Below are 26,365 nucleotides of genomic sequence, written 5' to 3'. Positions count from 1 at the left end.
TTGTAAAAGGCCTGTATTGTTGGCTTATTATGTTGATGTTTGTGGCAGTGATTTTTTTGGATTTATTTTCCAAAGATTGTTTTCTGTAGGGCCTCTGATTATGTTTAATAAAGCAAAATGTATAATTTTTTATAAAATTGTTATCAGGTTGATCATCCTTTTTGTGTTCGGCATTCATGTAAAATTATTGTTTAGTGGTGGTGATCTGTTTAGTGTTGTTTCTTTTGTTGTGGTGTGACCTTAATTTTGTATTTAATAATTCTTTATGAATTAAAATCTGCATAAAATATATATATTCAGTTTTTTAAACTGTGTTGTCGTAATATGTATGAATTTTGTATGATATGTTCAATTCTTTGCTTAATTGGGCATCTAGATTTTTTATTGTTCCAGAAGTAAATTTTCTTTACTTGCCTGTTTCCCTTGGAGTAAATCACGCTTTATTTAATATTCAGGAGAACAGGATATGACACAAAAGCGTTTGTGTACGTTGTTTTTAGCGTGTTTTCTTTTATGTTCCTTTTTTTTGTACGGGGATACATGGGCCCAGGATTCACCTCAACCGGGGGATACGTGGGTCGAACCTGTCACGGGTATGGAGTTCATTTGGGTTCAGGGCGGTGAATTCGAAATGGGGCAGGGAATCTACGAACGTATGTGGCTATTCATGCGTACAGGTTTCGATGGTGATGCTGAATTTTCGGTGGAGCGCCCCAAACATAAAGTCAAAATTTCCGGCTTTTGGATGGGAAAGCGGGAGGTCACGAACAAAGAGTATCGCTTGTTCCGGCCAGATCATGACAGTGGTGACTTTGAAGGGCACGATCTAAATGCCGACGAGCTACCGGTTGTCCAGGTCGATTGGAACGATGCTGCGGCTTTTGCGGCATGGCTTTCAAAACAAGGCAGCGGACATTTTCGTTTACCCAGCGAAGCCCAATGGGAATATGCCGCACGGGCCGGTAAATCTGACCTGTTCACGTGGGGCGATGACCCGATTCAGGCCTGTAAATATGCCAATGTTGCTGATATTACCTCAGGTAACCTATGGCCGGATTGGGTAATAATTGAGTGTGACGATGGGCATGCTACTGCCACGCCCGGAGGCACCTTCCCGCCCAATGGCTTTGGTTTTGAAGATATGGCTGGCAATGTTTGGGAGTATTGTCAGGATCAGTGGCAAGACGACACCTACGCGCTGCAAGCCGACAACGCTCCTGTTGTAGACCCCTTGGTTGCGCCCAAAGAGGGGCAGCGGATTGTTCGGGGAGGCAGTTGGGCCGATTTTGAGATTGCCTTGCGCACGGCCTACCGTAGAAATTATACGGTTGAAACAAAAGATGAAGTCATTGGTTTCAGGCTGGTGCGTTTACCTTAAAGCACCAGCCTGAAAAAAATGGACCGGCTACTGCGCCATGGTGCAGATCGGTTTGCCCATGTCGGTTATGTTGCCGCTGGTGATATCGAACTGCCTTTTTTGTTTGTAAAGAACCGAGAACCCCTGGCTTTCCCACGTAGCAGCTTCTGGGCAAGGGGTCTCTGTCGCCGCTTCGGGAGCTTCTGTCGTCCACTGTAGAACATTGCCCTTCATTACTGGGCCGTCACCGTTTTCGGTAAAAGATGACGCCTCCAGCAGGGATGCATCGTTGGTGAGATCATAGACCAGAAGACCGCGGGGATCGGTGCCTGAGCCACAGTCGATGAGGGCAACGCTCCCCGCCATACCCTGAAAATAGCAGTAGTCGTCATCTTCTATAGTGGGGGCCACGCCATTCTTGGCCGCCACGCACATCTCCTCTGGCGATTTCCCGGGGTCGATCGCCATAAAATGCAAGGAATCGGATCCAGCTTCCTCTTCTGAGACTTCAATGGCTACATATTGCTGGCTGGTGTAGCAGGTATTGTTGCCCATGAAGCGTATTACCACTGGATCGGTGCCCGGGGTGACATAGTAGGGTAATTTGAAGGTCCGCGTGGGGGTAAAGTCAGGGGAGATGGGTTTCACATCGCTGACGGTCAGGTAGTTCAGTTGTACTTTTCGAGGAGAGGCGTCTTCAACAGCTTGGTCGGCCAGCCATATCCTGCCGTCGCGCTGCATTTCCCACATCTCCATTTCACTATCAATTTCACCTTCCATTTTTACTTTTACACCCAGGTAGTCGTAGTAAGGTGATGGGTCGTAGCTCAATTCGTAATATACCTCATTTTTCCCGTCATCTGGGATAAAGCGCAAAAAACCGTCAAGCTCTATGACAAAGGTGCCTGTCATGGAAACTTTTCCGGTTTCGGCATACGCTGCACAAGTACTAAAAGGGCAAGACAAAAAAAGACTGAAGCATACGAACAAGACGAAACAAAACGAAGCGGACACAAAACGATTCATAATGTTCTCCTTGAACATGAAATAATGGGGCGAGCACGAATGGCTTAATGCGGCATTTTTACGCCTGCCATTGTTGGATTCACGGCAACATGGGCCTTATATTCCTGAGCATTGAAAAAGGAAACAAAAATACTTCTGAAAAATAGGCAAATGATGCTGCTCATGGTAGACTCCTTACCACCTGTTGACGCAATGAATGACTTTTGCGAACGTATAGTATGGAGGCGTAAAAATATGTGGGGCGCATTTTCTGCCATATTGCGGGTTGTCAACCTGAAAAGGGTTTGCCCCCGTTGTGGAAACACGCAAATTATCACCACGGAAGACAAGGCCAGGACTGTCATTTGCAATAACTGCGGCTCCAAGATTCCGCCCCCAAAGGTCAAATGAGCAAGGCAACCTGGAGGGTGGGGACTGGTGGATAGCTACATTGCTTCTTCGCGCAATATGGTTGTTTTTTTAGCCATGCTCATCGCAACTTTTCTAGGCTGGTCATTGTATGTCTGGATTTTTGGCGGTGGGGGCACTCCCCTTGAAGTCGTGAATAATTCTCCCATACCAATTACCGACGTGAGGGTGCTGGTTGGTGAGGATGACGTGGAAACAGTGTTTTCGCCCATAGAACCGGGGCAACGCGCCACACTGGATATCAACCCTGAGTCCGGACTACCCGTTGGGCTGGAGTACACCTACGATGGTCAGATGTGTGCATGGCAGGGAGGCTTTGTCCGGGCTTCTAAGACGCCGTACCGCATGCTTGTAGAGGATTGTACAATGGTGCGGTTTCGGTTGGCTGAGTAGCTTCACAAAATAATCCCCCGCTTTATCCCCTTTGTCTCCCTGTTGCCCTGGCGTTTGCTCTCGTTTATTCATACAGCATGGAAAAACACACCCTGTTGCAGAGGAGTTGACCGTGCAAGCATCTGTTTTCAAAACAAAGCCAGGCAGGCTTTTTTCACTGGCTTTTTTAGGGTTGTCGCTAACCTGGACAGCTTTTCTCCCGTCGTTCTGCTCTGCGCTGGAGTTGAACCATATCTCGCTGCCCCCGGGCTTCAACATTGAGCTTTATGCCTCGGTGCCAAACGCGCGCTCAATGGCTTTGGGCGAACAGGGCACGCTTTTCGTGGGAAATCGTAGCGGAGACAGCGTTTATGCAGTGCGCGACGAAGATGGCGATAACAAGGGGGAAAGCGTGACCCCTATTGCTTCAGGGCTGCACATGCCCAACGGAGTGGTCTATAAGGATGGCGACTTGTATGTGGCCGAGGTGAGCAAGATTCACCGGTTCGCAAATATCGAAGACAACCTGGATGCGCCACAATCTGAAGTTGTGTTTGACGGATATCCGGATGCGGAAGGGCATGGGTGGAAATATATCGCGTTTGGTCCTGACGGCATGCTCTATGTACCTGTGGGGGCGCCGTGCAATGTGTGTGAGGCTGAGGACCCGTTTTCCAGTATTACCCGACTGGATTTGGAAAAAGGGCGGTTCGATATATTTGCCCGAGGCATTCGCAATACGGTGGGGTTTGATTGGCACCCTGCGACAGGGGAATTGTGGTTTACCAACAATGGGCGCGACTGGATGGGAGACAATAAGCCTCCGGACAGTTTGCACAAGGCGCCGGAAAAAGGGTTGAATTTCGGCTTTCCCTATTGTCATGCTGGGCTGCCCGATCCTGAATTGCGTAGCGGCAAAAACTGTGACGAATACGCTCCCGCCCAGTTACATTTGCCAGCGCATGTGGCGGCCTTGGGCATGAAATTCTACACGGGGCAGATGTTTCCGGAAGAATACCGCGGCGCTATTTTTATTGCTGAGCATGGTTCCTGGAACCGCTCCTCACCGGTGGGATACCGAGTGACCATGGCGCGTTTTCAGGAAAATGGATCGCTTAGCTATACTGAGTTCGCCACTGGTTGGTTGCAGGGTGAAAAGGCATGGGGGCGCCCTGTGGATGTGCTGGTCATGCCCGACGGCGCCCTTTTGGTGAGTGACGATAGGGCTGGCGCCATCTATCGAATTTCATACAAGAAATAACCTGTCGTTACGTATTGTTTTTGGGGCGGTTTGGGCGCGACTTGCCCATTTTCGCCCCAGTCTCTATAGTACCTACCCTGAACAAAGCGACGAATCCCCCCTTTATGGGCGTATCTGTTGTCTCCATAATGCAGGTGGGGGAACGATTGGCTGGTCCTGTTTCCGAACACACGAGTGGGGCGGCGTGGCCCTGATTTTGCCATTACCCCCCGCATCGCAACGAGGAGTCATGATTCATGCAGAACGCCCCGCGTTTTTTGGCTACGGCCATTGGCAGTATGCCCCACACTGATCCCCAAAAGGCTTTGGACGTGGTTTTTTCAAGCGTACCCGAAGCGCCCATCTGGCCGCAGCTTCCCAAGCGCGACCTGCTCGAGCAGATGGAGATACAGTACAGCGAAGGCCTGCCGCGCGCAGTCATCGACAGAGACAGGGGGCGGATGTATTTCGACACCAGCGGCGATACGTCAGAAGACCTTGCCACGTTTTATGAAACCTACATCATGGCCATGGATCCTGACGAAGGCACCGGTGACTGTTTAGCCTTGGCCATTGGCCCCGAGCATGCGCAGGGACTGTATGCGTGCCTTGAGCGCCTGAAGGCAATTGACGGTAAGCTGCCTTACGTAAAAGTGCATACCACCGGTCCCATTAGTTTTGCCCTTTCCACCGTGGATGAAAACAAGCGCGCCCTTTATTACAATGATGAATTTCGCGACATGGTGGTCAAGGCCATGGCCATGAAATCACGCTGGCAGGTGCAACAGTTTTCGCCTTACGGTGAACAGACCATCTGCTTCATTGATGAGCCGATTCTTTCTGCCTTTGGCTCATCGACCTATGTTTCCGTCAGACGCGAGGACGTGGTGGCCCATTTGACTGAAGTGGTGGAAGCCATCCGGATGGAAGGCGGCATCCCAGGCGCCCATTGCTGTGGCAATACAGAATGGAGCATTCTGGTTGATGCAGGTGTTGAAATCGTGAACTTCGACGCTTTTGAATACGGTGAAACCATCACCATGTATCCTGAAAGCGTAAATGAACTCTTTGCCAGAAATGGCGCCCTGGCCTGGGGCATTGTTCCTTCTTCCGCCGAGGTCCGGAACCAGAATGCCGAAGGTTTGGCCGATAAACTCGACGGCCTCATCGAGTTGTTGGCGTCAAAGGGCGTGGATAAGCAAAAGATCCTTGAACAGGCCATTATCACTTCAAGTTGTGGCACCGGTTCCCTGGATGTTGCCGATGCAGAGCGTATTTTTGCGCTTATCGGGGAAACCAGTAACATGCTCAAGGGGCGCTACGGCTTCTAATTTTACCTTTTGATGGAAGTTTGATCTCATTTATTCCAGGGTGATAGAGTAGCTCTGGACAGTTGTTTGCAGATTGTATATATCAATTTATCTTGATTTAGGGATGAAGTTCCGTCGTGGTTGGTGGAACACGCTGCATATAATACATGTGCAGCCATCCCGAGGTCGACCTGGAAACAATTCCTGATTGTGAGCCACTATGAGCAAGACAATAGCCGTTGCCGGTAAGGGCGGAGTGGGTAAGACCACCCTTGCTGCGCTTATGACCTTACGCTGTATCGGTCTAGGGCCCGTGGGGGCGCCAGCAGGGCGCGTCCCCGTTTTGGCTGTGGATGCCGACCCCAACGCCTGTCTTGACATGGCTCTCGGTGTCGAGGCCCAGGGGAGCGTGGGCGCCCTGCGTGAGGAAGCCCGTAAACAGGCTGAGAAAGGCATGGCGGCGGGTATGTCCAAGCAGCAGTTTCTGGAGATGCGCATAGCTGAAAGTCTGGTTGAGGGGGACGACTTCGATTACATCGCCATGGGGCGTCCGGAAGGGCCTGGTTGCTATTGTTACGCAAATGCAGTGCTCAAGGATGTCATGGCGCAGATAGCAGCCAATTACCCAACGGTTCTCATCGATAATGAAGCCGGACTGGAAAACCTTTCTCGTCGCCTGGTTCCTGAATGCGACCTGCTCGCCATAGTGGCCGACCCTTCGCGGCGAGGCATCGAAACAATGGGGCGCATCCATTCGCTATCATTGGATATGGGGCTTAAGGTCAGGCGCACGGCTTTGGTGGTGAATCGTTGTTCCAGCAGGGAGCCCTCGTCATTTGCCGTGGAATTGGCAGATAAGGTGGGCGCAGACCTGTTGTTGCACATTCCCCAGAATGAAGAGATTGGCACTTTGGCGCAGGAAGGGCGCCCCTTGAGTGAACTGCCGCGGGACAATGAACTCTGGGAAGCAACGGACGCATTGCTACGGCTTTTATGATGCAAAGATAAATTGACGAAAAAACCGCAAAGCGGAAAGGACGCGACATGAGCTCTGATTCGAGCAAGGAATGCAAGGGCCTCTCGCCCGAAGCTCTGGCCTGTGACAAGGCCACTATCGAATTGCTGACCAAGGCCCAGGCCGATAACGTCACCACCTGCTTTTCACGGTATGAAACCCAGAAGAACCGTTGCAAGTTCGGCACGAAAGGACTTTGCTGTCGCATTTGCCACATGGGTCCTTGCCGTATCACCCCTAAATCTCCCCGCGGTGTTTGTGGAGCAGACGCAGACACCATAGCAGCCCGCAACTTTTTGCGCGAGGTTGCTGCTGGCGCTGCCGCCCATTCCGATCACGGGCGTCACCTTACCTTACTGTTGCGCAAGGTTGCCCTTGGACAGGGCGGCCCCTATAAAATCAAGGACGAAGCCGCTCTCAGAAGGGTAGCTGCACTGTTGCAGATAGACGAGGGTGGGCCGGATGGCCCAAAGGACGTGAATGACCTGGCCCTGGAAGTGGCAGAGCTGTTTCTCAAGGAATTTACTTCTCAGGAAGAACCGCTAAAGCTACTCTCCCTGGCTCCTCTCAAGCGAAGGGCGGTATGGACCCAGCGTCGTATGGAGCCTTTGGGCATTGACCGAATGGTCGTGGAGGCCATGCATCGCACCCATATAGGTGTGGACCATGCCCATGAGAATATTCTGAATCATGGCATGCGCACCGCCCTTGCAGATGGATGGGGCGGCTCACGCATTTGCACCATGGTTTCAGACATTCTTTTTGGTACGCCAACCCCAATCAAGAGTAAGGCCAACCTTGGCGTCTTGCGCGATGATACCGTCAACGTCATTGTTCACGGACATGAACCCGCGCTTTCAGAGATTCTTGCCGTCCTCAGCCGCGACCCCGAGCTTGTGCAAAAAGCCAAGGACGCGGGGGCAACCGGTGGCATCACCCTTGGCGGCATTTGCTGTACCGCGAACGAGGTGCTCATGCGGCATGGCATCCCCGTGGCGGGCAATGTGCTGCAACAGGAACTTGCCATAGTTACGGGCGCTGTGGAGCTCATGGTGACGGATGTGCAGTGCGTCATGCCTAGTCTCCCTACGGTAGCTTCCAGCTATCACACCAAGGTTGTTTCCACGTCCGAAATCGCCAAGACCAAGGGCGCAGAACACAAGGCGTTCAGCCATGGCAAAGCCGCTGAAGCGGCGCGTGAACTGCTGGAAATGGCCATTGACAACTACAAGAATCGCGACCCTAAGAAGGTGTGTATCCCGAACGAAACCCGCGAACTCGTGGCGGGCTTCAGCGTTCAGGCTCTCAAATACATGTTGGGGGGCACTTTCCGCGCCTCTTTCCGCCCCTTGAACGATGCCATCATGCAGGGGCGCATCAGGGGTATTTGCGGCATAGTGGGCTGTAACAACCCCAACTCCAAGATGGAGGAATACACCTCCACAATCACCAAGCGACTTTTGGAAAACAACGTGCTTGTCCTGAAGACGGGGTGCGCGGCTGTGGCTTCCGCAAAATCCGGTTTGCTGGCGCCCGAGGCTGCCATGGAGCATGCCGGCGAAGGGTTGAAGGAAGTCTGTAGCGCAGTGGGTATGCCTCCGGTGCTGCACCTTGGCTCTTGCGTTGATAACTCGCGTATCCTGGAGGCCGCCGCAGATGTTGTGGCCGAGGGTGGCCTGGGCGAAGACCTGGCCGACCTCCCTGCTGTCGGCGTGGCGCCGGAATGGATGAGTGAAAAGGCTGTGACCATTGGCTGCTACTTCGTTGCCTCTGGAGTGGATGTTGTTCTGGGAGGACGCTTTCACGTGGAAGGCTCAGAAGCCGTCTACGAGTATCTGCATAACGGTCTTACAGATACCGCCGGTGCCTGCTTTCACGTGCAGGAGGACCCTGAAGAAGCAGCAGCCAAGGTGCTGCAGCTTATTGACGCCCGTCGTGCTAAATTGGGGATCGACAAAAAAGCCGAGCGCAAGCTCATGGACATGAAAGACAGGAGGGCGCAGCTTGTCTAAGGAAGTCTGCTCCGCAGCAATCGATGGCGCGGCACAATGGCTGGCTCAGGCCCGGGAACATCTGGACAAGGCCATTAAGGCCAAAGGGGCCGATCAGGCCGTAGCGTTTCCCGAAACCGCCTACTATCTTCCGGTCATTTACTCGCTTACGGGCGAAAAAATGGAAACCCTTGCTGATCTGGAACGCATTCTGGCCAGAGCGCAAGCCCTGTTGCCTCAGCGTCCCGATACGGCCTGCTGGTTGCCGTATTTGGGAAGCGCTTTGGATGCAGGCGCTGCAGCTTTGTTTGCCTGCGAAGCCATAGAAGCCTGCAAGTATGTTATGGGAGAGGGCGAAAAACACCCTGTCCATGGCATTTGGCGTGGCGCAGCCTCAGACGTCATAATGCGTGAACGAGGCGTCGAGTTTGTGGATGGTACAGCGCCCGGCTTTGCAGCCATAACTGGTGCAGCGCCGGATAACGCCACCGCCGTAAAGATCGCACGGGAACTGCAGGAAAAGAACCTTTACGTCTTCATGGGCGGCAGCACGGGAGGCAAACAGTTTGCAGAACAACTGGCCGAAGAGGGTGTGCAACTGGGGTGGGAAACACGCCTGGTGCCCTTTGGCAAGGATGTCTCGTCACTGATTTACGCCCTTGGTTTTGCCAACCGTGCGGCCATGGCCTTTGGAGGTGTGAAGCCGGGGGATTTTGAGGGGAATTTGCGCTATAACAAAAATCGCGTGTTCGCGTTTGTTCTGGCGCTTGGCGAAGTGGATGACGCAAAATATGCGGCCGCAGCCGGTGCCATCAACTATGGCTTTCCGGTCATCGCAGATACCGAAATTCCTGAGATTTTACCCACGGGTGTATGCACCTATGAGCATGTTGTGGCCAACGTTCCCCATGACAAGATGGTGGAGCGCGCTTTGGAGATTCGCGGCTGCAAGATCAAGGTCACCAAGGTTCCCATCCCCGTGCCCTATGGCTCCGCTTTTGAGGGCGAGTTGATCCGTAAGAAGGAAGTTCATGTGGAATTCGGCGGCAACAAGACGTCGGCCTTCGAATTTTTGACCTCTGTTGACATGAACAGCATCAAAGGTGGCGAAGTCAGCATTATCGGTCCGGACATCGACGAGGTGGAAGAAGGAACCGCTCTGCCGCTTGGTATTTGGGTGGAAGTGGCCGGACGCAAAATGCAGGACGACTTTGAGCCGATTCTTGAGCGTCAGATTCACCACCTGCTCAATGGCGCCGAGGGGCTTTGGCACATGGGGCAGCGAGACATCGTCTGGACCCGCGTCTCCAAGACAGCTTTTTCCCGTGGCTTCAGACTGCGCCACTATGGTGATATCCTCATAGCCAAACTCATGTCGGAATATCCGGCCATTGTGGACAAGGTCGATGTGACTATGATCACGGACGCCGACGAGGTAGAAAAGCGCATCGAGGTGGCCCGCAAGATTTACGATGAACGCAACCGTCGGCTGGAAGCCATGACCGACGATAGTGTGGACACCTTCTACTCCTGTCTGCTTTGCCAGTCTTTCGCACCAAACCATGTGTGCGTAATTACGCCGGAACGCGCGGGCCTTTGCGGGGCTTACAACTGGCTCGATGGCAAGGCAGCCCACGAAATTGATTCCACCGGCCCCAACCAGCCTGTGCCCAAAGGTGACTGCCTTGACCCTGTCAGAGGCGTTTTCTCAGGGGTCAACGACTACGTGTTCCAGAACAGCCACAAGACGGTGGAGCGCATGTGCTGCTACTCCATCATGGATGCCCCCATGACTTCATGCGGCTGTTTCGAGGTCATTTGCGCATACTTGCCCGAATGTAACGGCATCATGGCCGTGAACAGGGAATACCCCGGCGAAACACCTGTTGGAATGAAGTTTTCCACCCTTGCAGGTAATGTAGGGGGCGGTATGCAGACGCCAGGTTTTTTTGGTTGCGGCAAGGTGTATCTCTCTTCACGGAAATTCGCTTCTGCAGAAGGGGGGCACGCGCGTTTGGTCTGGATGCCCAAGGAACTCAAAGAGCAGCTGGGACCAGACCTTGAGCGTCGCTTCAAGGATTTGGGTATTGAAGCCGGTCTCGACATGATTGCCGATGAAAGCACGGGCAGTGACGCCGAGAGCGTGCGAGCACATATGGAGCGTGTAAAACATCCAGCCCTCTCCCTGCGTAACATGGAGGAGCTGAGCGAAGCTTCCGCGGCCGAGACTGCAACAGAAGCCGCCACTGCGGATGAAAGCGTAGCGCCTGCTTCCAAACAGGATGCACCTGCAGAAAAAGCGCCCTCCGCTCCTGCAGCTGCAAGTGTTCCTCCCATTGTTCCCGAAACACCGGCCACGCCCCCTCAAGAGACTGTTCCTGGCATGCAGGAAGCCATTGCGGCGCAAATGGAACAGCTCAAGGCGGAACTGACCACCGAACTTCGCGAAGTGGTGGCCCGGGAAGTGGCGCGTGACATTATTGCCACGCTGACCAGCAAATACCTGGGCGGGGAGGCCGCTCCTGCTTCTATGGATCTTCCTGCAGCCAAATCCGGAACTCCGGCGCCGCAACCTGAATCTGAAAAGGTTGAAGCAAAGGATGCAGAAAAAGCATCTGCAGCATCAACTAACGAAGAGTCCGCGACTCCTGCGCCCGTTGCATCGTCTGCAGCCACTGATAAGTCCAGGCAACCCGGTGCGGACCCGGCCGCGCGTTTGGCCGCGCTCATGGGGTATCACATAAAGGCCGACCCTGCGACCCAGCGTGTACATGAGGTCGTTCTCGGCGCTACTAAGGAACAAGGCGGCACCAGAGGGCGGACCGTGACCATCGGTGGAGCCGGCGCCATGCCGTTTCAACCATTTGACGGACCCTTGGGATGCAAACCTTTGGTTGCATTGGAGATTCTTGATCTGCCCCATGGCAAGTATCCTCCCCTTTTGCGAGAAATGTGGGGGCAGGAACTCCTCGGAGACACGGCCGCCTGGGCCAAGGCCTGTGTGGAGGAGCACGGCGCCGAGGTGCTCAGTCTTCGCCTGGAAGGCACACACCCTGAAAAGGGGGACCGCTCTCCTGAACAGGCGGTGGAAACCGTCAAATCAGTCCTGAAAGCGGTGGATGTCCCACTTGTTATCAGTGGCCCCGCGCCTTTTGATCGCATGAATGAAGTCATTAAGGCCGTGGCGCAGGCCTGCTCCGGAGAAAATCTGCTGCTTAACTGGGCCGAACAGGATAATTACAAGACAGTTGCAGGTGCAGCCCTTGCCTTTGGCCACACTTTGGTGGCTCAGAGTCCCATTGACGTTAACATCGCCAAGCAGTTGAATATTCTGCTGGGCAACATGGACTTGGGCATGGAGCGCATAGTCATAGACCCCACCACCGGAGCACTTGGATATGGTGTGGAGTACACCTATTCAGTAATGGAGCGGATCAGGCTTACCGCGCTTGGTGGAGATACGAAACTGGCTTCGCCAATGGTGGTCATGGCGGGCGCGGAATGTTCCGCCGTCAAGGAATACAAGGCGCCTGCGTCTGACTTTCCGGCATGGGGCGATCTTGCCCGCAGGGCAATGCTTTGGGAGTTGTCTACGGCCACATCGCTGCTGTATGCCGGTGCCGATCTTTGCATTATGTACCATCCCCAAGCCGCCAAGGAATTGCACCGCACTATTGACCGGCTTTGGAAGCTTGCGCCCGTTGCCGAGGAGGTGAACTGAGATGGCGTTGACTGGACTGCAAATACATAAGCTGCTGCCCAAGACCAACTGCAAGGACTGTGGATCCAACACTTGTCTGGCCTTTGCGATGAAGCTGGCCCAGAAAAAAGCATCCCTGGATCAATGCCCGCATGCTTCGGATGAAGCCAAAAAGGTCCTTGGAGCGGCTGCCGAACCTCCTGTTAAAAAGACCACCCTTGGCGCTGATGGAACCCTGTTTGCTGGTGAAGAAACCGTGCTTTATCGCCATGAAAAGACTTTTGTTCATCAGACACTTTTGGCTGTAAACCTGGACCAAGGGGCGTATGAAAAAGACGCTGCCGCTGTGCTGGCAACTGTCCGCGAAGTGCGTGATTACATTTTGGAACGCGTTGGCGAAGAATTGGTTGTTGAAATGCTGGCCGTATCCCAGCAGGGCAACGATCCAGAGGCGTTTGCCGCATTTGTTGGGGCAGTGGCGGAAGAGGGCAAACGGCCTTTGGTCATACGTGGCAATGACACTCCCTCCCTGCTGCAGGCGGCAAAAGCAGCTGCTGATAAAGGCATGCGTGGGAGTGTTCTGTGTGCTGCAACGCCTGAAATGGCGCGGGAACTGACACAAACCGCCAAGGAATTGCAAATGGCTTTGGCGGTGGGCGCACCTGGGCTGGAATCCATGGTGGAAGCGACCATGGCGCTGAAGGACGCTGGTTGCGAAAACCTCATGTTGTACATGAACCCTGTTAGCCTGGCCGAGCGCTTTCTTGCCAATACCCTTGCCCGTCGAGCCGCTCTCAAGGATGGAGCAAAGGGCCTTGGTTATGCGCATTTGGCATTCATTGATGCGCATGATGGCGGTGAAGAGGGGGGCGCAAACGTGACCACTCAGGCCGTGACTGAAATATGCAAATACGGTGGAATTTGTGTTTTGCCCGGCTTTGATCCGGCGCAAATTGCACCCTTGCTGACGCTCCGGCAGAACATTTATACCGACCCGCAAAAGCCCATTCAGGTGGAGCCAAAGGTATACCCCATTGGCGAACCAGGACCGGAATCCCCTGTTTTTGTGACGACGAACTTCTCTTTGACCTATTTCCTGGTCTCCGGTGAAATCGACGGTTCAGGCGCATCGGCCTGGCTGGCTGTGCCGGATTGCGAAGGCATGTCCGTGCTTACTGCCTGGGCTGCTGGAAAGCTTACTGCCCAAAAAATCGCTACGCTCGTCAACGAAAGTGATGAACTCAAGACCATGGATAGAAAACGGGTGATACTGCCTGGCTATGTTGCCGTTCTTAAAGGAGAGCTTGAGGATGGCCTGCCTGATTGGGATGTGCTTGTCGGTCCGCAGGAATCGGCCGATCTTGAATCCTTTTTAAAGGAAATAGCGGCCTGATGCCCACGGTTACCTTTCTTCCGGCGGGGGCCACCTTGGAGGCTCCTGCCGGCACTCCACTTATGAATATTGCGCGCAAGGCTGGAGTTCCCCTTGATTCCGAATGCGGCGGCAAGGGGACGTGTTCCTCTTGCATGGTGCTTGTCGAATCCGGGAGCGTCGTCGGCGACAGCCGCGCATATTTACCCCAAATGGCCATTGAGGAAGGTTTTATCTTGGCCTGTCGGTCTCAGGTGGGGGAAGAAGATGTGGTGTTGCGTCTGCCCTCTAGAGCCGCAGCAGCTACCAAAGGCGGACAGTTTGCTCCAGATGCGATGACGGAAGCCACAGACGAAAACGCTTGTGTGCCCCCCGATCCCGTTGTGCGTCGTTTTACCCTGGAAGTGCCGCCACCTGCTCCTGAAGATGGCCTCTCTGATTTTGATCGTTTGGAACGAGCCCTTTTGCCCCTTTTGGGAGAGGGCGTTCTGCGCTTGGAGATTCCACTGCCTTTGCTCCAGACGTTGGCCAGACGCATACGTGAGCGGGAAGGGCGGGTAACTGTGGTCTGCCATCTGCAAAATGACGTGGCCACGCTTTTGGATATTCAAGCCGGAACACCGCGCGCTACACTTTTGGGGGCGGCTATCGACTTAGGCACCACCAGTATCGCCGTGCAGATTGTGGATATGGAATCAGGAGCTGTTCTTGCCGCTGCAAGCGACTACAATCCGCAACTTTCACGCGGTCTGGATGTTATTAGCCGCATCAACTATTCACAACGCTCAGGCGGGCTGGAAGAGCTGACAACGCTGGTATGCGAGGGGTGCAATACGCTTCTTGAAAGAGCGCTCGACCAGGCTGGCAAGGCTCCGGAAGATGTACTGCTGCTTTCATTTGCCGGGAATACGGTAATGACCCATTTGTTGCTGGGGCTGGATCCGGAATACGTCCGGCTGGCGCCGTATACCCCCACGTCGCACAGACCTGGCCTCTACAGGGCGGTGGATGTGCAACTGGCGGCGCATCCTTTGGCTCCGGTGTTGTGGGCGCCAAGTGTGGGCAGCTACGTTGGGGGAGATATTGTTGCGGGCTTGCTTTGCACGCCCTTTGCGTCAGGCGAAGCTGGTGCATTGCGGCTTTTTCTGGATATAGGCACCAACGGGGAAGTTGTGGTTGGGGATGGTGATTTTTTACTAGGGTGCGCGTGTTCTTCCGGGCCAGCCTTTGAAGGCGGAGGTCTGGGGTGCGGCATGCGGGCCGCCCAGGGCGCCATTGAGCGTGTAAGCATAGATGCCGCAACAGGTGAACCTTCCCTCAAAATTATAGGCGGGGGCAAGGTTGCCGGGTTGTGCGGATCGGGAGCTATCGATCTCTTGGCTGGTTTGTTCGCCACTGGCTGGTTGGATGCAGCCGGCCGGCTGGAAAGGGACGCGCCTTGTCAGCGCATCATCACCGAAGGCAAACGTGCTCGCTACGTGCTGGCCACTGCCGCGGAAAGTGTCGACGGACGGGAAATCGCCCTCAGCGAGGCAGACATTGACAATCTTTTGCGGGCCAAGGCCGCCATCTATGCCGGGTGCGCTCTTTTGCTGGAACAGACGGGACTTGGCTTCGACGATGTGGCTGAAGTGATTGTGGCTGGAGGCTTTGGCCGGTATCTTGATGTAGAGACGGCGATTTGCATAGGTCTCTTGCCTGATTTGCCACGGGAACGTTTTCGGTTCATCGGCAATGCCAGTTTGACGGGGGCGGGCATGACCTTGCGTTCAAAAGAGCGGCTTGCCCTGCAGGATGCATTGGCTGGAAGATTGACGTATGTGGAGCTTTCCACTGAACCGGCGTATATGGATCAGTATATGGCTGCGTTGTTTTTGCCCCACACGGATGCTGGACGTTTTCCAAGCGTAAAGCAGGGAACAAGAGGTGCGTAATGTCCAATGATGCGCAAAATAATAAAACAATGGCTCTGGCTCTTGTTTTGGATAAGGCCCGGGGCGAAGCCGCGGCCATGGATACCAGTCCGGACGCCTGGAAGTTGCGTTGTACAAGGCTGGGGCTGCCTCTCCCGGAAGATGGGAAACTACCCCTTCGTTTTTTTGAGCGTGAAATTTCGGTGGATGTTGCAAAATTGGAGTTCACGCCCCCTTTGGACCCGTTGCGGGAGATATTGATACTTCGCTATTTGCTTTGTGATGCGTCTCTCCCTGAAGTGGAGGGGCAGCCGATAGCTTACAGGGAGTTGCCTGGCGCGGCTTTTTATGAGGGACCTTTTCGTTCCCGCACTGTGGAGCCTCTAGCCCATGCGCTTGGCGGCGATTTTACGCCTCTGGGACCCGTTCTGGAAGAATACGGGGCAACATCTCTGGAGCGTGGTGATGCCGCGTGGAGGGTTCCGGCCATCGGTAGAATCTGGCTGGACCTGGTGTGTTATGAGCCGGATGAGGAATTTCCAACCGGCTGCGAATTGTTTTTTGCCCCTTCTGTGGCGCGAGTGTACAGCGCAGAAGAAGCCGCCATGTTGGGCCAGCTTTTTTGCCTGGGGCTGTTGCCAAAACTTTGAGCCGCTGCAGGGTGGACGCTGCTGCGGCTTACGGTACCGCGTTCAAGGGATGATTGTGAACGCAGCGCATGGGTTCGCAACAGAACGCAAATCTTGTTTTCCAGGTCTTTGACGTAGCTGGTGGAGGGATAGCGCCCGTTGTACATCATGGCGAAAGCAACTGGCGTGCCGTCCATGGTGGTTGTATATCCTCCCAGACTTGAAACACCCTTCATATAGCCTGTTTTTGCGTGCACCATATTGTATGCAGGTGTTCCCCGCATGCGTCGATGCAGGGTGCCAGACTTGCCTGCAAGAGGCAGGGAGCTTTTGTAGATTGCAAAGTTCTTGCTTGCATACATGTGGCGCAGCAGTGTTATTGTTGCTTCTACAGTGATCCTGTTCAACCTTGAAAGTCCTGATCCATCATACATGCTGAAATCTTGCGTCGGAACTCCCATGCCTTGCAGCCAGGTGGATACTGTTTTAGCTCCGTTTTCCCTGCTGCCTCTGCCTTGAAATTCCGCACCCAGTGTTCTGAGAAACTGCTCGGCGTAGAAGTTGTTGCTTTCCCTGTTGGTAAAGGAAACAAGCTGGGATATTGGGGGCGATGCCCGTGTGAAGAGCGGCCGCCCTGTAGGCAGTTCTCCGGGTTGACGCACGACGCGAATGCCCCCTTGGATGGTGATGCCGTGCTCTTGGAGCACCCGTGCCAGAACATCCATGAAATAACCAGCCGGGTCCTCAACAGTCAGGGTCCGCACACGCTCCCTGAAGCGTGTGGGCAGCTTTCCGCGTATCTCAATGACGTTTGTGCCACATTGTCTCGTCATTTCAAGGGTAAGGCGCGAACCTCTGCCTCCAGTTTTAGCCCTGTTCTGGATATGCACGTGTGCGGTCTGTGGTTCCAATTCCACATGCACCGGCCTGCCGGCTCTTTTATCGGGGCGGACAAACACCTTGATCACGTTTTCATTCAAAGAAAGCGCATCCGACTGAGCTGCATACCAGATAGGCTCGTCGTCCGGGTCCCAGCCGGGGCAGTACCCCACGTTCAGGAACAGTGACGTATCTCCCACAAGATTGCCGGTTATGGTGGTGATGCCCATTTGCTTGAGTCGCGCCGCCCATTCCTTGAACACTGCTTCAGGATCATAACCGTGGTCTCTGGCGGCAATGGTGGGGTCTCCGGACCCCTTGATCACGAGATCGCCCTGCAAAATTCCAGCGGATATGTTGCCTGTCGCTTCCACTCGAGTGGTAAAGACATAGTCGGGGCTCAGCAGGTCTAATGCAGCAGCGGTTGTAAAGAGTTTCATGTTGGACGCCGGTATCAGCGGCATCGATACATTACGCTTATAGATAGAGGTGCCGTCTTTCAGGTTCACGATATAAAGGGCGAATGTTCCCTTGCCACCGGAAAGGGCGGAGCCGTGCAGCAATTCGTCAATGGATTGCTGCAGTGTAAGGGCTGCGCTGGAGGTTGCCGGTTGCGAGGGGGTTACGTTTTCTACATCAAGTGGTGACTTTCGCTGTATGACTCGGATTTTTTGTTGCGATTCATGAGGGGCGTCAGATTGGGGAGGCGCAACAATTTCAATGCCAGCTTCCTGAGAAAGCTGACCAGGCGTTGGGGGGGCTTCGGAGTCGGCAAAGGGATTCAGGGACGCGCAGCCAGATAACAGGGCTATTCCCAAAAAAAGTGCCAAAAAAAACGCCCGAAAAACGGGCGAAAGCGCGTGGGGGGTGCGTGTTTTCATGAGTATGGGAAATACATGCTGGTATAACGGGCTGTCAACAAGCCTGTTATGCCCAGGCATACCGGGCTTTACAAGAGGGCTGGATTTGCAAGCCGGATTGGTTTACTGCCGTGCTCATGAAATTCTTCAGCCGTGAAAAGAAAGCGGAACATCTCAAGGTCATCATCGTGGGATGTGGCGAGGTCGGGTTCCATATTGCGGATCGACTTGCTCAGGAGAACAAGCAGGTCGTAATCATTGATCGCAATGCAGAAGCCTTGAAGCGTCTTGCCGAATATGCAGATGTTCAGACGGTGCATGGCTCTGGGTCCAGCCCCCGCGTGCTGGACGAGGCCGGCATTTCGGATTCTGATATTCTTCTCGCTGTCACAGACAGTGATGAAACCAATATCATCGCCTGTTTTTTCGCCAATGTCCTTGCTCCAGAGGCCCTGAAACTGGCGCGTATTCGCAATGAAGAATACACTCTTTACCGCGATGCCCTGTCCAAGGATTTTTTGAATATCGGTATGGTCATCAACCCCGAGGTCGAAGTCATCAAGCGCATCGACCGCCTGGTGACGGTGCCCGGCGCTACCGAATACATCGAGTTTGCTGACGGAAGGGTGGTCATGGTGGGTATTCGCGTGGAGCAGGGCCCCCTGGTCGGCGCTCCCCTGACCCAGGTTCGCCAGCTCATGGGCGACATCCGCGTGGTTGTTGGCGCCATCGTTCGTCATGAAAAACTTATCATTCCCACTGGTCGTGACTATATTGAACAAGGCGATCTCGTATATTTCGTGTGTGAAAAGAGCGACCTGGATAAGATTCGTAAGGCCTGTGTCTGTGATGTCGGCAGCATACGCGATGTGTTGGTCATAGGTGGCGGCAATATTGGTATACGGGTGGCCTCCTTGTTCGAACACCGGGGCTACCACACCAAGCTTGTGGATATTGACGAAGAACGTTGCCGTTTTCTTGCTGAAAAACTGAACAAAACCATCGTGCTCCATGGTGACGGCACCGACCAGGATTTTCTCAAGGAAGAAAATGTTGGTGGCATGGATGTCGTTGTCAGCGTCACAGGGGATGAAGAGACCAACATTCTTACCGCTCTCTTGTCCAAAAATCTTGGCGCCAAGAGGACGGTAACGCGCATCAACAAGACTGCTTATCTGCCGCTTGTGCGCGCCATCGGCATAGAACACAGCGTCAGTCCCCGACTGGCTGCCGTCAACAGCATTCTGCACTATGTGCGCCGCGGCAAGGTGCTTTCCACCGCCACCATCAAGGGTGACGAGGCAGAGGCCATGGAAGCCATTGCCCAGGCTAATTCGGAAATTGTGAATAAACCCTTGAGCGAAGTGAACTTCCCGAAGGGAACACTGCTTCTTTGCATCATCAGGGGTGACCATGTCATCGTTCCCCATGGCGATACGGTTATTCACCCGCAGGACCGTATCGTCATCTTCAGTACGCTCAAAAAAATATCCAAAGTAGAACAAGCGTTGACGGTCCAGTTGGAGAAAATCTGACGTGAATATTCGTAACGCCATGACAGCCGTCGGCGCAATCATTTGCGCCGTAGGGCTGACCATGCTTTTCCCGATTTCCTATGGATTGACGCACGATGACGGGAGTGCACTGCCCCTGACCATGGCAATGGGAGTGACCCTGTTGAGCGGGGCCATGCTCCTTTTGCTGTTTCATAAAAAAGAACCACGGGTAATGAGCCACCGGGACGGAATGGTGGTAGTGGCTTTGGGGTGGCTTGCCGCCGGCTTTTTTGGGGCCTTGCCGTTCTATTTTGGGGACGTCTTTTCAACGTGTGCGGACGCCATGTTCGAGTCGGTTTCCGGCTTCACCACCACAGGGGCCTCGGTACTAACAAATATCGAAGCAGTGCCCAAGGGACTTTTGCTGTGGCGCAGCCTGACGCACTGGTTGGGCGGCATGGGCATCATAGTGCTTTCACTGGCTATTCTGCCGTTTCTGGGTGTTGGCGGCATGCAGCTTTACAAGGCGGAAGTTCCAGGCCCTGTGCCAGATAAGCTTAAACCCAGGATAAAAGACACTGCGCTGCTGCTCTGGCAGGTGTATCTCTTTTTTACTGTGCTCCAGGTTATACTGCTGATGTTTGGCGGCATGGATTTTTTTGACTCTGTCTGCCACACCTTCGGCACCATGGCCACCGGAGGGTTCTCCACGAAAAACGCATCAATAGGGCACTACCACAGCGCCTACATCGATTGGGTTATTATCATATTCATGTTCATTGCCGGAGCCAATTTTTCTCTGCACTACCGCCTGCTCCGCGGTAAACCCATCACACTGTTCCGTGACCCGGAATTCAAGTTTTACACCTTTGTGGTCGTGGCGTTCACCCTCTTCACGGCTGTCAGTATTTATGGCTTAAATTATGATTCCATTGGCGAGTCAATACGGCAAAGCGCCTTTCAGGTGGTCTCCATCTGTACGACAACAGGGTACGCCACCGCGGACTACGAGCTGTGGCCTGCCTTGCCCCAGGCGTTGTTGCTGTTGCTGATGTTTATCGGTGGGTGCGCCGGTTCAACGGGTGGGGGCATGAAATGCATGCGCGTGCTTTTGTTGATAAAGCACTCTTATCATGAACTTATACGCCTGGTGCACCCACGGGCGATAAAACACATCAAATTGGGCGGTCAGATCGTCAAGCCCGAGGTTATTTCCGGTGTATGGGGCTTTTTCGTGCTCTATCTCGGATTGTTCATTCTATCTTCGCTGATGATGGCTGCTTTGGGGCAGGATGTGCTGACGGCATTCGCTTCCGTAGCCGCCTGCATCGGCAATATCGGCCCTGGTCTTGGCACTGTGGGTCCCGCTGAAAACTACGCCCACATCCCCATTTTGGGGAAATGGGTGCTCACCTTCTGCATGCTGCTGGGGCGATTGGAAATCTATACAGTGATTATCCTTTTTGTTCCCGAGTTCTGGCGGAAGTAACGCATATTCATGGCAGGATAGCAGCACTTGGTGGCGCAGGACGTATTGGCAAGTGACGCTACAGGGCAGCTGTCTGGGTGTCGTGCTGCACTGCGTGCAACAAATGTCAGAGGGGGAGAACCCTTGTAAGAGTTCTCCCCCTCTGGAAGCGACACTAAATAAAGAAAAAACCTAGTCCAGTTGCGCCAGTAGGGTATCTTTAATGGACTCGATGGTGCCTTCGCCATCAAGTTCGATGTACTTGGTCTCGCCAGCCTTGGCCAGATCCTTGTAAAAGTAGGCTGCGGCCAGGGTGCCGGTGTCGGCATCGTAGTAGATGTCGTGGCGCTTGTTGATGGCGGTCTCGTCCTGGTCGTCGGAACGGGACTTCAGCGCACCACCGCATACACGGCACTTGTCACCGTCGGGCTTGATGGCATCGATGAAGATGTTGTTGGGATGGTTGGGGTCGTTTTCGCAGAGGCGGCGGCCCATGATGCGATTCTTGGCAACTTCGCGGGGCAGCAGGATCTCGATAACGTAGTCCAGCTTCAGATTGGCAGCCTGCAGGGCTTCCCACAGCTTTTGCGCTTGCACGATGTTACGGGGAAAACCATCCAGCAGCCAGCCGTCCTTGCCCTTTTCTTTCAGGGTCTCAAGAACCATGGGAATGGTGATATCGTCGGGAACCAGCTCACCTTTGTCAATGAATTCCTTGGCTTTTTTGCCGAGCTCGGTACCACCGCCGATGTGCTCGCGAAAAATGGCGCCGGATTCAATGTGGGCCAGATCGTATTTTTTCTTCACCAAGGAACCCTGAGTTCCCTTGCCGCTGCCGTTGGGTCCAAAAATCAAAATATTCACAGACGCTTCCTCCTTGGAAAACTTTTCACAAGCTCTAAAGGAACTCCCCTTCACTTGTCAATGTGAAGCTGCTCGAATGGGCTTTCCTCTTGGGTTTTAAATGCCGCTGCAGCGTTACGTATTCTTGCAGTACGGCAGAAAAAGCAGCCCTTGTGAAACGATGCGCACGCCCTTGTCTCCGGGGAATTGCACCATGGCGCCTGAATGTTTCTCCTGCCTGGCGCGGTCCAGAGCCCGCAGAGATGCAGCCAACGGCTGCCCCGGGCCAAGTCGTTCGAGACAAGCCTTGTATACACGTAGCCGGACAGCTTCGTCACATTGGGCCAAACTATCATGTGGCAGAAACAAAGCGCCTTCATCCATGACTTTAAGTTTATCGAGGATACGCGCGCAAAGTGATTGAAAATGCGCCATGTCTGCGTTTGCCTGACGCCACAGTTCTGCTGCGCATTCAAGGTAGTTGGGGTTTTCCTGCAACATTGTCGGGAGAAGGCCCATGCGCACTCTGTTGCGCAGAAACGCCGTGTCCTGGTTTGAGGCGTCTTCACACCAGGGGATGCTTATGTCCCGTAAAAATGCAAGCAGCGTTTTTTTAGGGGTTAGCAGAAGAGGGCGCAGCAGACGCTCATCTGGTAGGAAAGCCGCCATGCCGCCCAGGGCTGGCCACCCTGTGCCGCGTAAAGCACGCATGAGCTGGTCTTCTGCAAGGTCATTCAGATGGTGCCCGACAAGGGAGAAAGTGCAGTTTTCCTGTGCGAGCACACGCCGCAGGAGGTCTCTTCTGGCTTCACGCCCGGCGTCTTCAAGACCTACCCCTAATGATGTGGCGAGAGTCGGGACATCGATACGTTCAAGCACACTCGGGATGCCCATTTCCTGGCAAAAATTCTGAACATGGCGCGCTTCTTCAACAGAATCCTGGCGAATTGCATGGTCACAGTGCACGGCCAGCAGACTGCATTCGAGTCTGGGCGCAAGGCAATGCATCACCAGTAGCAGCGCTGTGGAATCCGCGCCCCCTGAAAATGAGAGCGCCAGCCGGCTACCGGAGAGGGCATGCAGATTTGGTATTTGGCGCAGAAAACGCTCCACACCAAGACAAAAATGCGCCCACCGAGGCGGCAGGGTCTGCAGGGATAGGCGACCGGAGGCAAAGGGCGCAGGAGGCATGACAGGCGCCTCAGACGGGAATATCCAGCTCTCTCAGTAGCTGGTCCAACCAGTCCATCATATGTGCGCGCAAGGCGGGACTTGCATAGCTGATGCAAGAGCAGCGGATGATGGCGCGAGCGCGTACCAAAAGCTCCAGCTTGAGCCAGGAAGGCCCCAGTTCAAGCGCCATTTGATGCGGTCCGCAATCCGGGTGCTCAAGCTGCTCCGCCCCAAGCAATTCCTTGGGAGTAGGCAACCAGTAGAGATCTTCCAATGAAGACTCGATGCCGCGCTCATTGAGGGCATTTTTTATGCGCTCCATGTGCTCGGGAATGATGTCTTCTATGACGTAAAGGCGCATATCTTATTCCTCACAATGGGGGGGATCGCTGTCAGGCTTGCGTTTTCTATCCATGTGCGCGTCAGGGTGGGGTGGGTCGTCGTCCAGATTGAACATGCGCCTCGTGAGGTCGATAAAACGCTGCGACGATTCCTCTTCCTCAGAACGGCGTTTGAGGAAATCTATCGGGGAGTGCAGAATTTTGCGAACCAGAGAGGAAACCAGCGCCTCCAGCGCCTTGCGGGTTTCAGGATCGTCTTCTGCGCCAAGCCTGCGTAAGGTTTTGGCAAGATCCTTGGAAGCCAGGTCTTCGGCTTTGGACAAAAGGTCGACAATGGTTGGCTGCAACTCCAAAGATTTCAGCCATTGTCCAAATTCCTGGGCTTCCGATTGCACGATAGCCCTGGCCTTGGCCGCTTCTTCCTGACGTTGGGCGAGGTTTTCCTCGACGACTTCCTTCAAGTCATCGATATCGTACAAGTATACATTGTCCAGGTTGTTGACGTCCGGGTCGATGTCACGGGGAACCGCTATGTCGATAAAAAACATAGGGCGGTTTTTACGACGTTTGAGCACTCCTTTGATGTCCTTGGCCTTGATGATGGCTGCCGGCGCACCAGTGGAGCTGATGACAATGTCCACGTCTTCGAGCCTGGAAAAAATGGATTCAAAAACGATGGCTTCCCCTTTGAACTGCTTGGACATGTCCACGGCTCGCTCATAGGTGCGGTTTGCCACCAGAATGTTCTGGATGCCGGAACCTAACAGGTGCATCGCCGCGAGTTCCGCCATTTCTCCAGCGCCTATGAGCATGGCCTGATAGCGCTTCATGTCACCAAATATGCGCTTTGCCAGCTCCACGGCGGCGTAGGAAATGGAGACCGCGCTGGACCCTATATCGGTTTCCGTACGAACCCGTTTGGCAACGGAAAACGCCTTGTGCAGCAGGCGGTTGAGAATCACGGACGTGGTGCCGTGTTTCACTGCCTGACCATAGGCCTTTTTCAACTGCCCTAGAATCTGTGGTTCGCCCAGGACCATGGAGTCCAGGCTGCAAGCCACACAAAAAAGGTGTTGCACGGCTTCCATGCCTTCATAGGCATAAATATAGGGGCGCAATTCATCCGCCGTGGCGCCGCGGAAGGCGGCCCACTGCCGCAATGCTTCCTCGCCTGCCTCGGGGCCATTGCCCACGGCCATCATTTCCACACGGTTGCAGGTGGAAAGGACCATGATTTCCTTTATCGGGTGCGCAGGCGGAAATGGCGCGCTTGTCGCGTTTTCGCATTCAGCCAGAGCGAATTTTTCGCGAATCTCGACACTTGCCGTGCGGTGATTGAGACCGAGCAGGTGGATTGTATTCTGCATAAACTACTGGTTGAAGCTGTGGTGTGTGGGGAGAAAGAAATTTACTCCCAACAGCGACAGCACGGTGATGGTGAAGACCAAAACGGCCAGTTTTGCAGGCTTGCGCCCTTTCCATCCCATTGCAATGCGCTGATGGAAAAGCAGGGCGTAGAGCAACCAGAGAATTACCGAAATGACTTCTTTGGGGTCCCAAGAAATGACTTTACCCCAGGTGAACCTGGCCCATACAAAGCCGGATACGATCCCAAGCGTGAAAAGCGGGAATCCGACAATGACGGCCCAGTGGTTGACCTTATCGAAAACAGCAAGAGCTGGAAGGTCCTTGCGAAAGCCTGTGAGACGTTCCTTGGTCTTGATCTTGTTTTGCAGATGTAAAAATATGACGCCTGCGCCAAAGGCCATGGCCATCAACCCCTGACTCACAAAGATGGAGGTGATGTGAAGCCCGAAAAAAAGGCCAGCCAAGGCTTCGGGCATGACTGCTTTTTTATCACCCAACGTCAGGGAAAAGACGAAAAGCAGCAAGGCCAGTGGAGAAGCAAGCAACGAAAGAAATTCCATTTTCAGCCGCCACCAGAGCAAAAAGAAACTGCCCAGCAGAAACCAGGACATGAGCTTCACGTAAAAGCCTCTGGGGAGCGTCTGAAAGGAATGGCTGGCCATATCCGAAGCCAGGGAAACGGTATGCAGGCCAAAGCCAATAATCGCGCACCACGTTGCAGTGCGCTTCAAACTTTCACGCCGCGACAATACACCGGCGAAAAAAAGTATCGTGCCGATCAGATACAGACAAGCAACGGCAAGACGTAATAGCTCAAGCGAGCCCATGGAGAACCTCATCCAGCGCTGAGTGCAGCGGTTCGGGAAGCAAGCTGCGAAGAATGTCTTTAGCCTGCCCCGTGTCCCGCGATTGCAGGGCTTCGGCCAAGGGGGAATCCACCAAGGCGCGAAAAATTTCAGTGTTAGCAGCCGTGGGACGTCCCAGTTCGAGAACAAGAGGTCTCAAGCGCCCCATCACGACCAGGAGGGGTTCATAGCGCAAACCCAGATATTCCTGCAAGTCGTGCTTTATCCTGCGGGCAAGCGCCGGACTGTGTCCGGAAGTGGAGACGGAGACATTCAAGTCACCACAGGATACTTGGGCAGGGACGATGAAGTCCCCCTTGTCCGGAGCATCGACCACATTGCATAACACTCTTTGCTCCCTGCAAAGACTCGCGACGCGCGCATTGACGTCGTGGTCCGGAGTGGCGGCTATTACCAGAAACTGGCCGAAAATGTCGGCTTCAGAAAAGCTGCGCTGTTCAAAACGCACTTCAGGTCGTGCAAGTAGCGCTGCAGCTTCTTCAGAGGGCGTTGAAGGATCCAGTACAAGTATTTCGTCTGGCCCGGCTTCCAGCAGGGTGGATAGTTTGCGCCGACCTACGCCGCCAAGACCAATCAGCAGACAGCGCTTGCCTTCAAGCCGCACATATATGGGGTAATAAGCCATTTCCAAAGGATAGCAGAGCAAGGGGGCAGATGTAAAAGGGTATTGCCGCCCCCAGCATGTTAGGAAGAGGGGTGGCGTCAAGTCTCGCCTTGATATAGAAGGAAGTAAAAAAG

At 53.9% G+C, this 26,365-nt stretch carries 19 protein-coding genes and 1 pseudogene; 12 read left to right on the top strand and 8 right to left on the bottom strand.

The annotated features are described in order from the left end of the window. The first annotated feature begins 466 nt into the window (after positions 1–466). Complete coding sequence (locus ACZ5EH_RS19180; RefSeq protein ID WP_464275483.1) at positions 467–1,378, top strand: formylglycine-generating enzyme family protein; 912 nt, start codon at positions 467–469, stop codon at positions 1,376–1,378. 27 nt (positions 1,379–1,405) lie between these two features. Here the strand turns inward: ACZ5EH_RS19180 and ACZ5EH_RS19175 are convergent, their stop codons facing one another. Further along, on the bottom strand, positions 1,406–2,269 hold the full coding sequence (locus ACZ5EH_RS19175) for a hypothetical protein (protein WP_464275482.1): 864 nt from the start codon (positions 2,267–2,269) through the stop codon (positions 1,406–1,408). A gap of 531 nt (positions 2,270–2,800) precedes the next feature. Between ACZ5EH_RS19175 and ACZ5EH_RS19170 the strand changes: the two genes are divergently transcribed. From ACZ5EH_RS19170 to ACZ5EH_RS19130, 9 genes are all read left to right on the top strand, one after another. Then, positions 2,801–3,184 (top strand): hypothetical protein, encoded by a 384-nt coding sequence (locus ACZ5EH_RS19170; protein WP_464275481.1) that lies wholly within the window; start codon positions 2,801–2,803, stop codon positions 3,182–3,184. 112 nt (positions 3,185–3,296) lie between these two features. Continuing rightward, positions 3,297–4,424, top strand: coding sequence for a PQQ-dependent sugar dehydrogenase (locus ACZ5EH_RS19165; protein WP_464275480.1), 1,128 nt, complete (start codon positions 3,297–3,299; stop codon positions 4,422–4,424). Positions 4,425–4,660: 236 nt separating this feature from the next. Continuing rightward, positions 4,661–5,734 (top strand): uroporphyrinogen decarboxylase/cobalamine-independent methonine synthase family protein, encoded by a 1,074-nt coding sequence (locus ACZ5EH_RS19160; protein WP_464275479.1) that lies wholly within the window; start codon positions 4,661–4,663, stop codon positions 5,732–5,734. Positions 5,735–5,933: 199 nt separating this feature from the next. After that, positions 5,934–6,710, top strand: a complete 777-nt coding sequence (locus tag ACZ5EH_RS19155; protein ID WP_464275478.1) for an ATP-binding protein — start codon at positions 5,934–5,936, stop codon at positions 6,708–6,710. Between the two features lie 47 nt (positions 6,711–6,757). Next, entirely contained in the window at positions 6,758–8,740 is a 1,983-nt protein-coding gene (cooS, locus tag ACZ5EH_RS19150; protein ID WP_464275477.1) for an anaerobic carbon-monoxide dehydrogenase catalytic subunit, read from the top strand. Next, complete coding sequence (gene acsB, locus ACZ5EH_RS19145) at positions 8,733–12,440, top strand: acetyl-CoA decarbonylase/synthase complex subunit alpha/beta (protein WP_464275476.1); 3,708 nt, start codon at positions 8,733–8,735, stop codon at positions 12,438–12,440. Before cooS ends, acsB begins: the two co-directional genes overlap by 8 nt. A gap of 1 nt (position 12,441) precedes the next feature. Beyond that, on the top strand, positions 12,442–13,812 hold the full coding sequence (gene acsC / locus ACZ5EH_RS19140) for an acetyl-CoA decarbonylase/synthase complex subunit gamma (protein WP_464275475.1): 1,371 nt from the start codon (positions 12,442–12,444) through the stop codon (positions 13,810–13,812). Next, complete coding sequence (locus ACZ5EH_RS19135) at positions 13,812–15,725, top strand: ASKHA domain-containing protein (protein ID WP_464275474.1); 1,914 nt, start codon at positions 13,812–13,814, stop codon at positions 15,723–15,725. The genes acsC and ACZ5EH_RS19135 overlap by 1 nt, the downstream gene beginning before the upstream one ends. After that, complete coding sequence (locus tag ACZ5EH_RS19130; protein WP_464275473.1) at positions 15,725–16,354, top strand: DUF3786 domain-containing protein; 630 nt, start codon at positions 15,725–15,727, stop codon at positions 16,352–16,354. The genes ACZ5EH_RS19135 and ACZ5EH_RS19130 overlap by 1 nt, the downstream gene beginning before the upstream one ends. An 89-nt stretch (positions 16,355–16,443) precedes the next feature. Here ACZ5EH_RS19130 and dacB read toward each other — a convergent pair. Then, positions 16,444–18,093, bottom strand: a pseudogene (dacB, locus tag ACZ5EH_RS19125) (D-alanyl-D-alanine carboxypeptidase/D-alanyl-D-alanine endopeptidase); the annotation flags it as partial. Between the two features lie 116 nt (positions 18,094–18,209). On the opposite strand from dacB, the gene trkA reads away from it, so the two are divergent. Both trkA and ACZ5EH_RS19115 read left to right on the top strand, forming a co-directional pair. Further along, a complete protein-coding gene (trkA, locus tag ACZ5EH_RS19120) occupies positions 18,210–19,607 on the top strand; it encodes a Trk system potassium transporter TrkA (protein ID WP_464275472.1) in 1,398 nt (465 codons plus the stop codon). Position 19,608: 1 nt separating this feature from the next. Further along, positions 19,609–21,057 carry a TrkH family potassium uptake protein gene (locus ACZ5EH_RS19115; RefSeq protein WP_464275471.1) on the top strand — a complete coding sequence of 483 codons (1,449 nt, stop codon included), beginning with the start codon at positions 19,609–19,611 and terminating at the stop codon, positions 21,055–21,057. Between the two features lie 171 nt (positions 21,058–21,228). On the opposite strand, the gene ACZ5EH_RS19110 is transcribed toward ACZ5EH_RS19115, so the two are convergent. The 6 genes from ACZ5EH_RS19110 to ACZ5EH_RS19085 all read right to left on the bottom strand — a co-directional run bounded on the left by ACZ5EH_RS19110 (position 21,229) and on the right by ACZ5EH_RS19085 (position 26,333). Beyond that, positions 21,229–21,900 (bottom strand): adenylate kinase, encoded by a 672-nt coding sequence (locus tag ACZ5EH_RS19110; RefSeq protein WP_464275470.1) that lies wholly within the window; start codon positions 21,898–21,900, stop codon positions 21,229–21,231. Between the two features lie 114 nt (positions 21,901–22,014). After that, positions 22,015–23,070, bottom strand: a complete 1,056-nt coding sequence (gene tilS, locus ACZ5EH_RS19105) for a tRNA lysidine(34) synthetase TilS (protein WP_464275469.1) — start codon at positions 23,068–23,070, stop codon at positions 22,015–22,017. Positions 23,071–23,080: 10 nt separating this feature from the next. Then, entirely contained in the window at positions 23,081–23,413 is a 333-nt protein-coding gene (locus ACZ5EH_RS19100) for a hypothetical protein (RefSeq protein ID WP_464275468.1), read from the bottom strand. 3 nt (positions 23,414–23,416) lie between these two features. Next, positions 23,417–24,760, bottom strand: a complete 1,344-nt coding sequence (hemA, locus tag ACZ5EH_RS19095; RefSeq protein ID WP_464275467.1) for a glutamyl-tRNA reductase — start codon at positions 24,758–24,760, stop codon at positions 23,417–23,419. Positions 24,761–24,763: 3 nt separating this feature from the next. Further along, the gene (locus tag ACZ5EH_RS19090; RefSeq protein WP_464275466.1) at positions 24,764–25,588 is read right to left on the bottom strand and encodes a cytochrome C assembly family protein; all 825 of its coding nucleotides are present in this window, start codon (positions 25,586–25,588) and stop codon (positions 24,764–24,766) included. Next, on the bottom strand, positions 25,575–26,333 hold the full coding sequence (locus tag ACZ5EH_RS19085; RefSeq protein WP_464275465.1) for a precorrin-2 dehydrogenase/sirohydrochlorin ferrochelatase family protein: 759 nt from the start codon (positions 26,331–26,333) through the stop codon (positions 25,575–25,577). Before ACZ5EH_RS19085 ends, ACZ5EH_RS19090 begins: the two co-directional genes overlap by 14 nt. Between the last annotated feature and the right edge of the window lie 32 nt (positions 26,334–26,365).

Source organism: Desulfovibrio biadhensis (assembly GCF_055388615.1).
The sequence above is the reverse complement of the archived record's forward strand: the minus strand, read 5'-3'. Positions and strand labels throughout refer to the sequence as shown.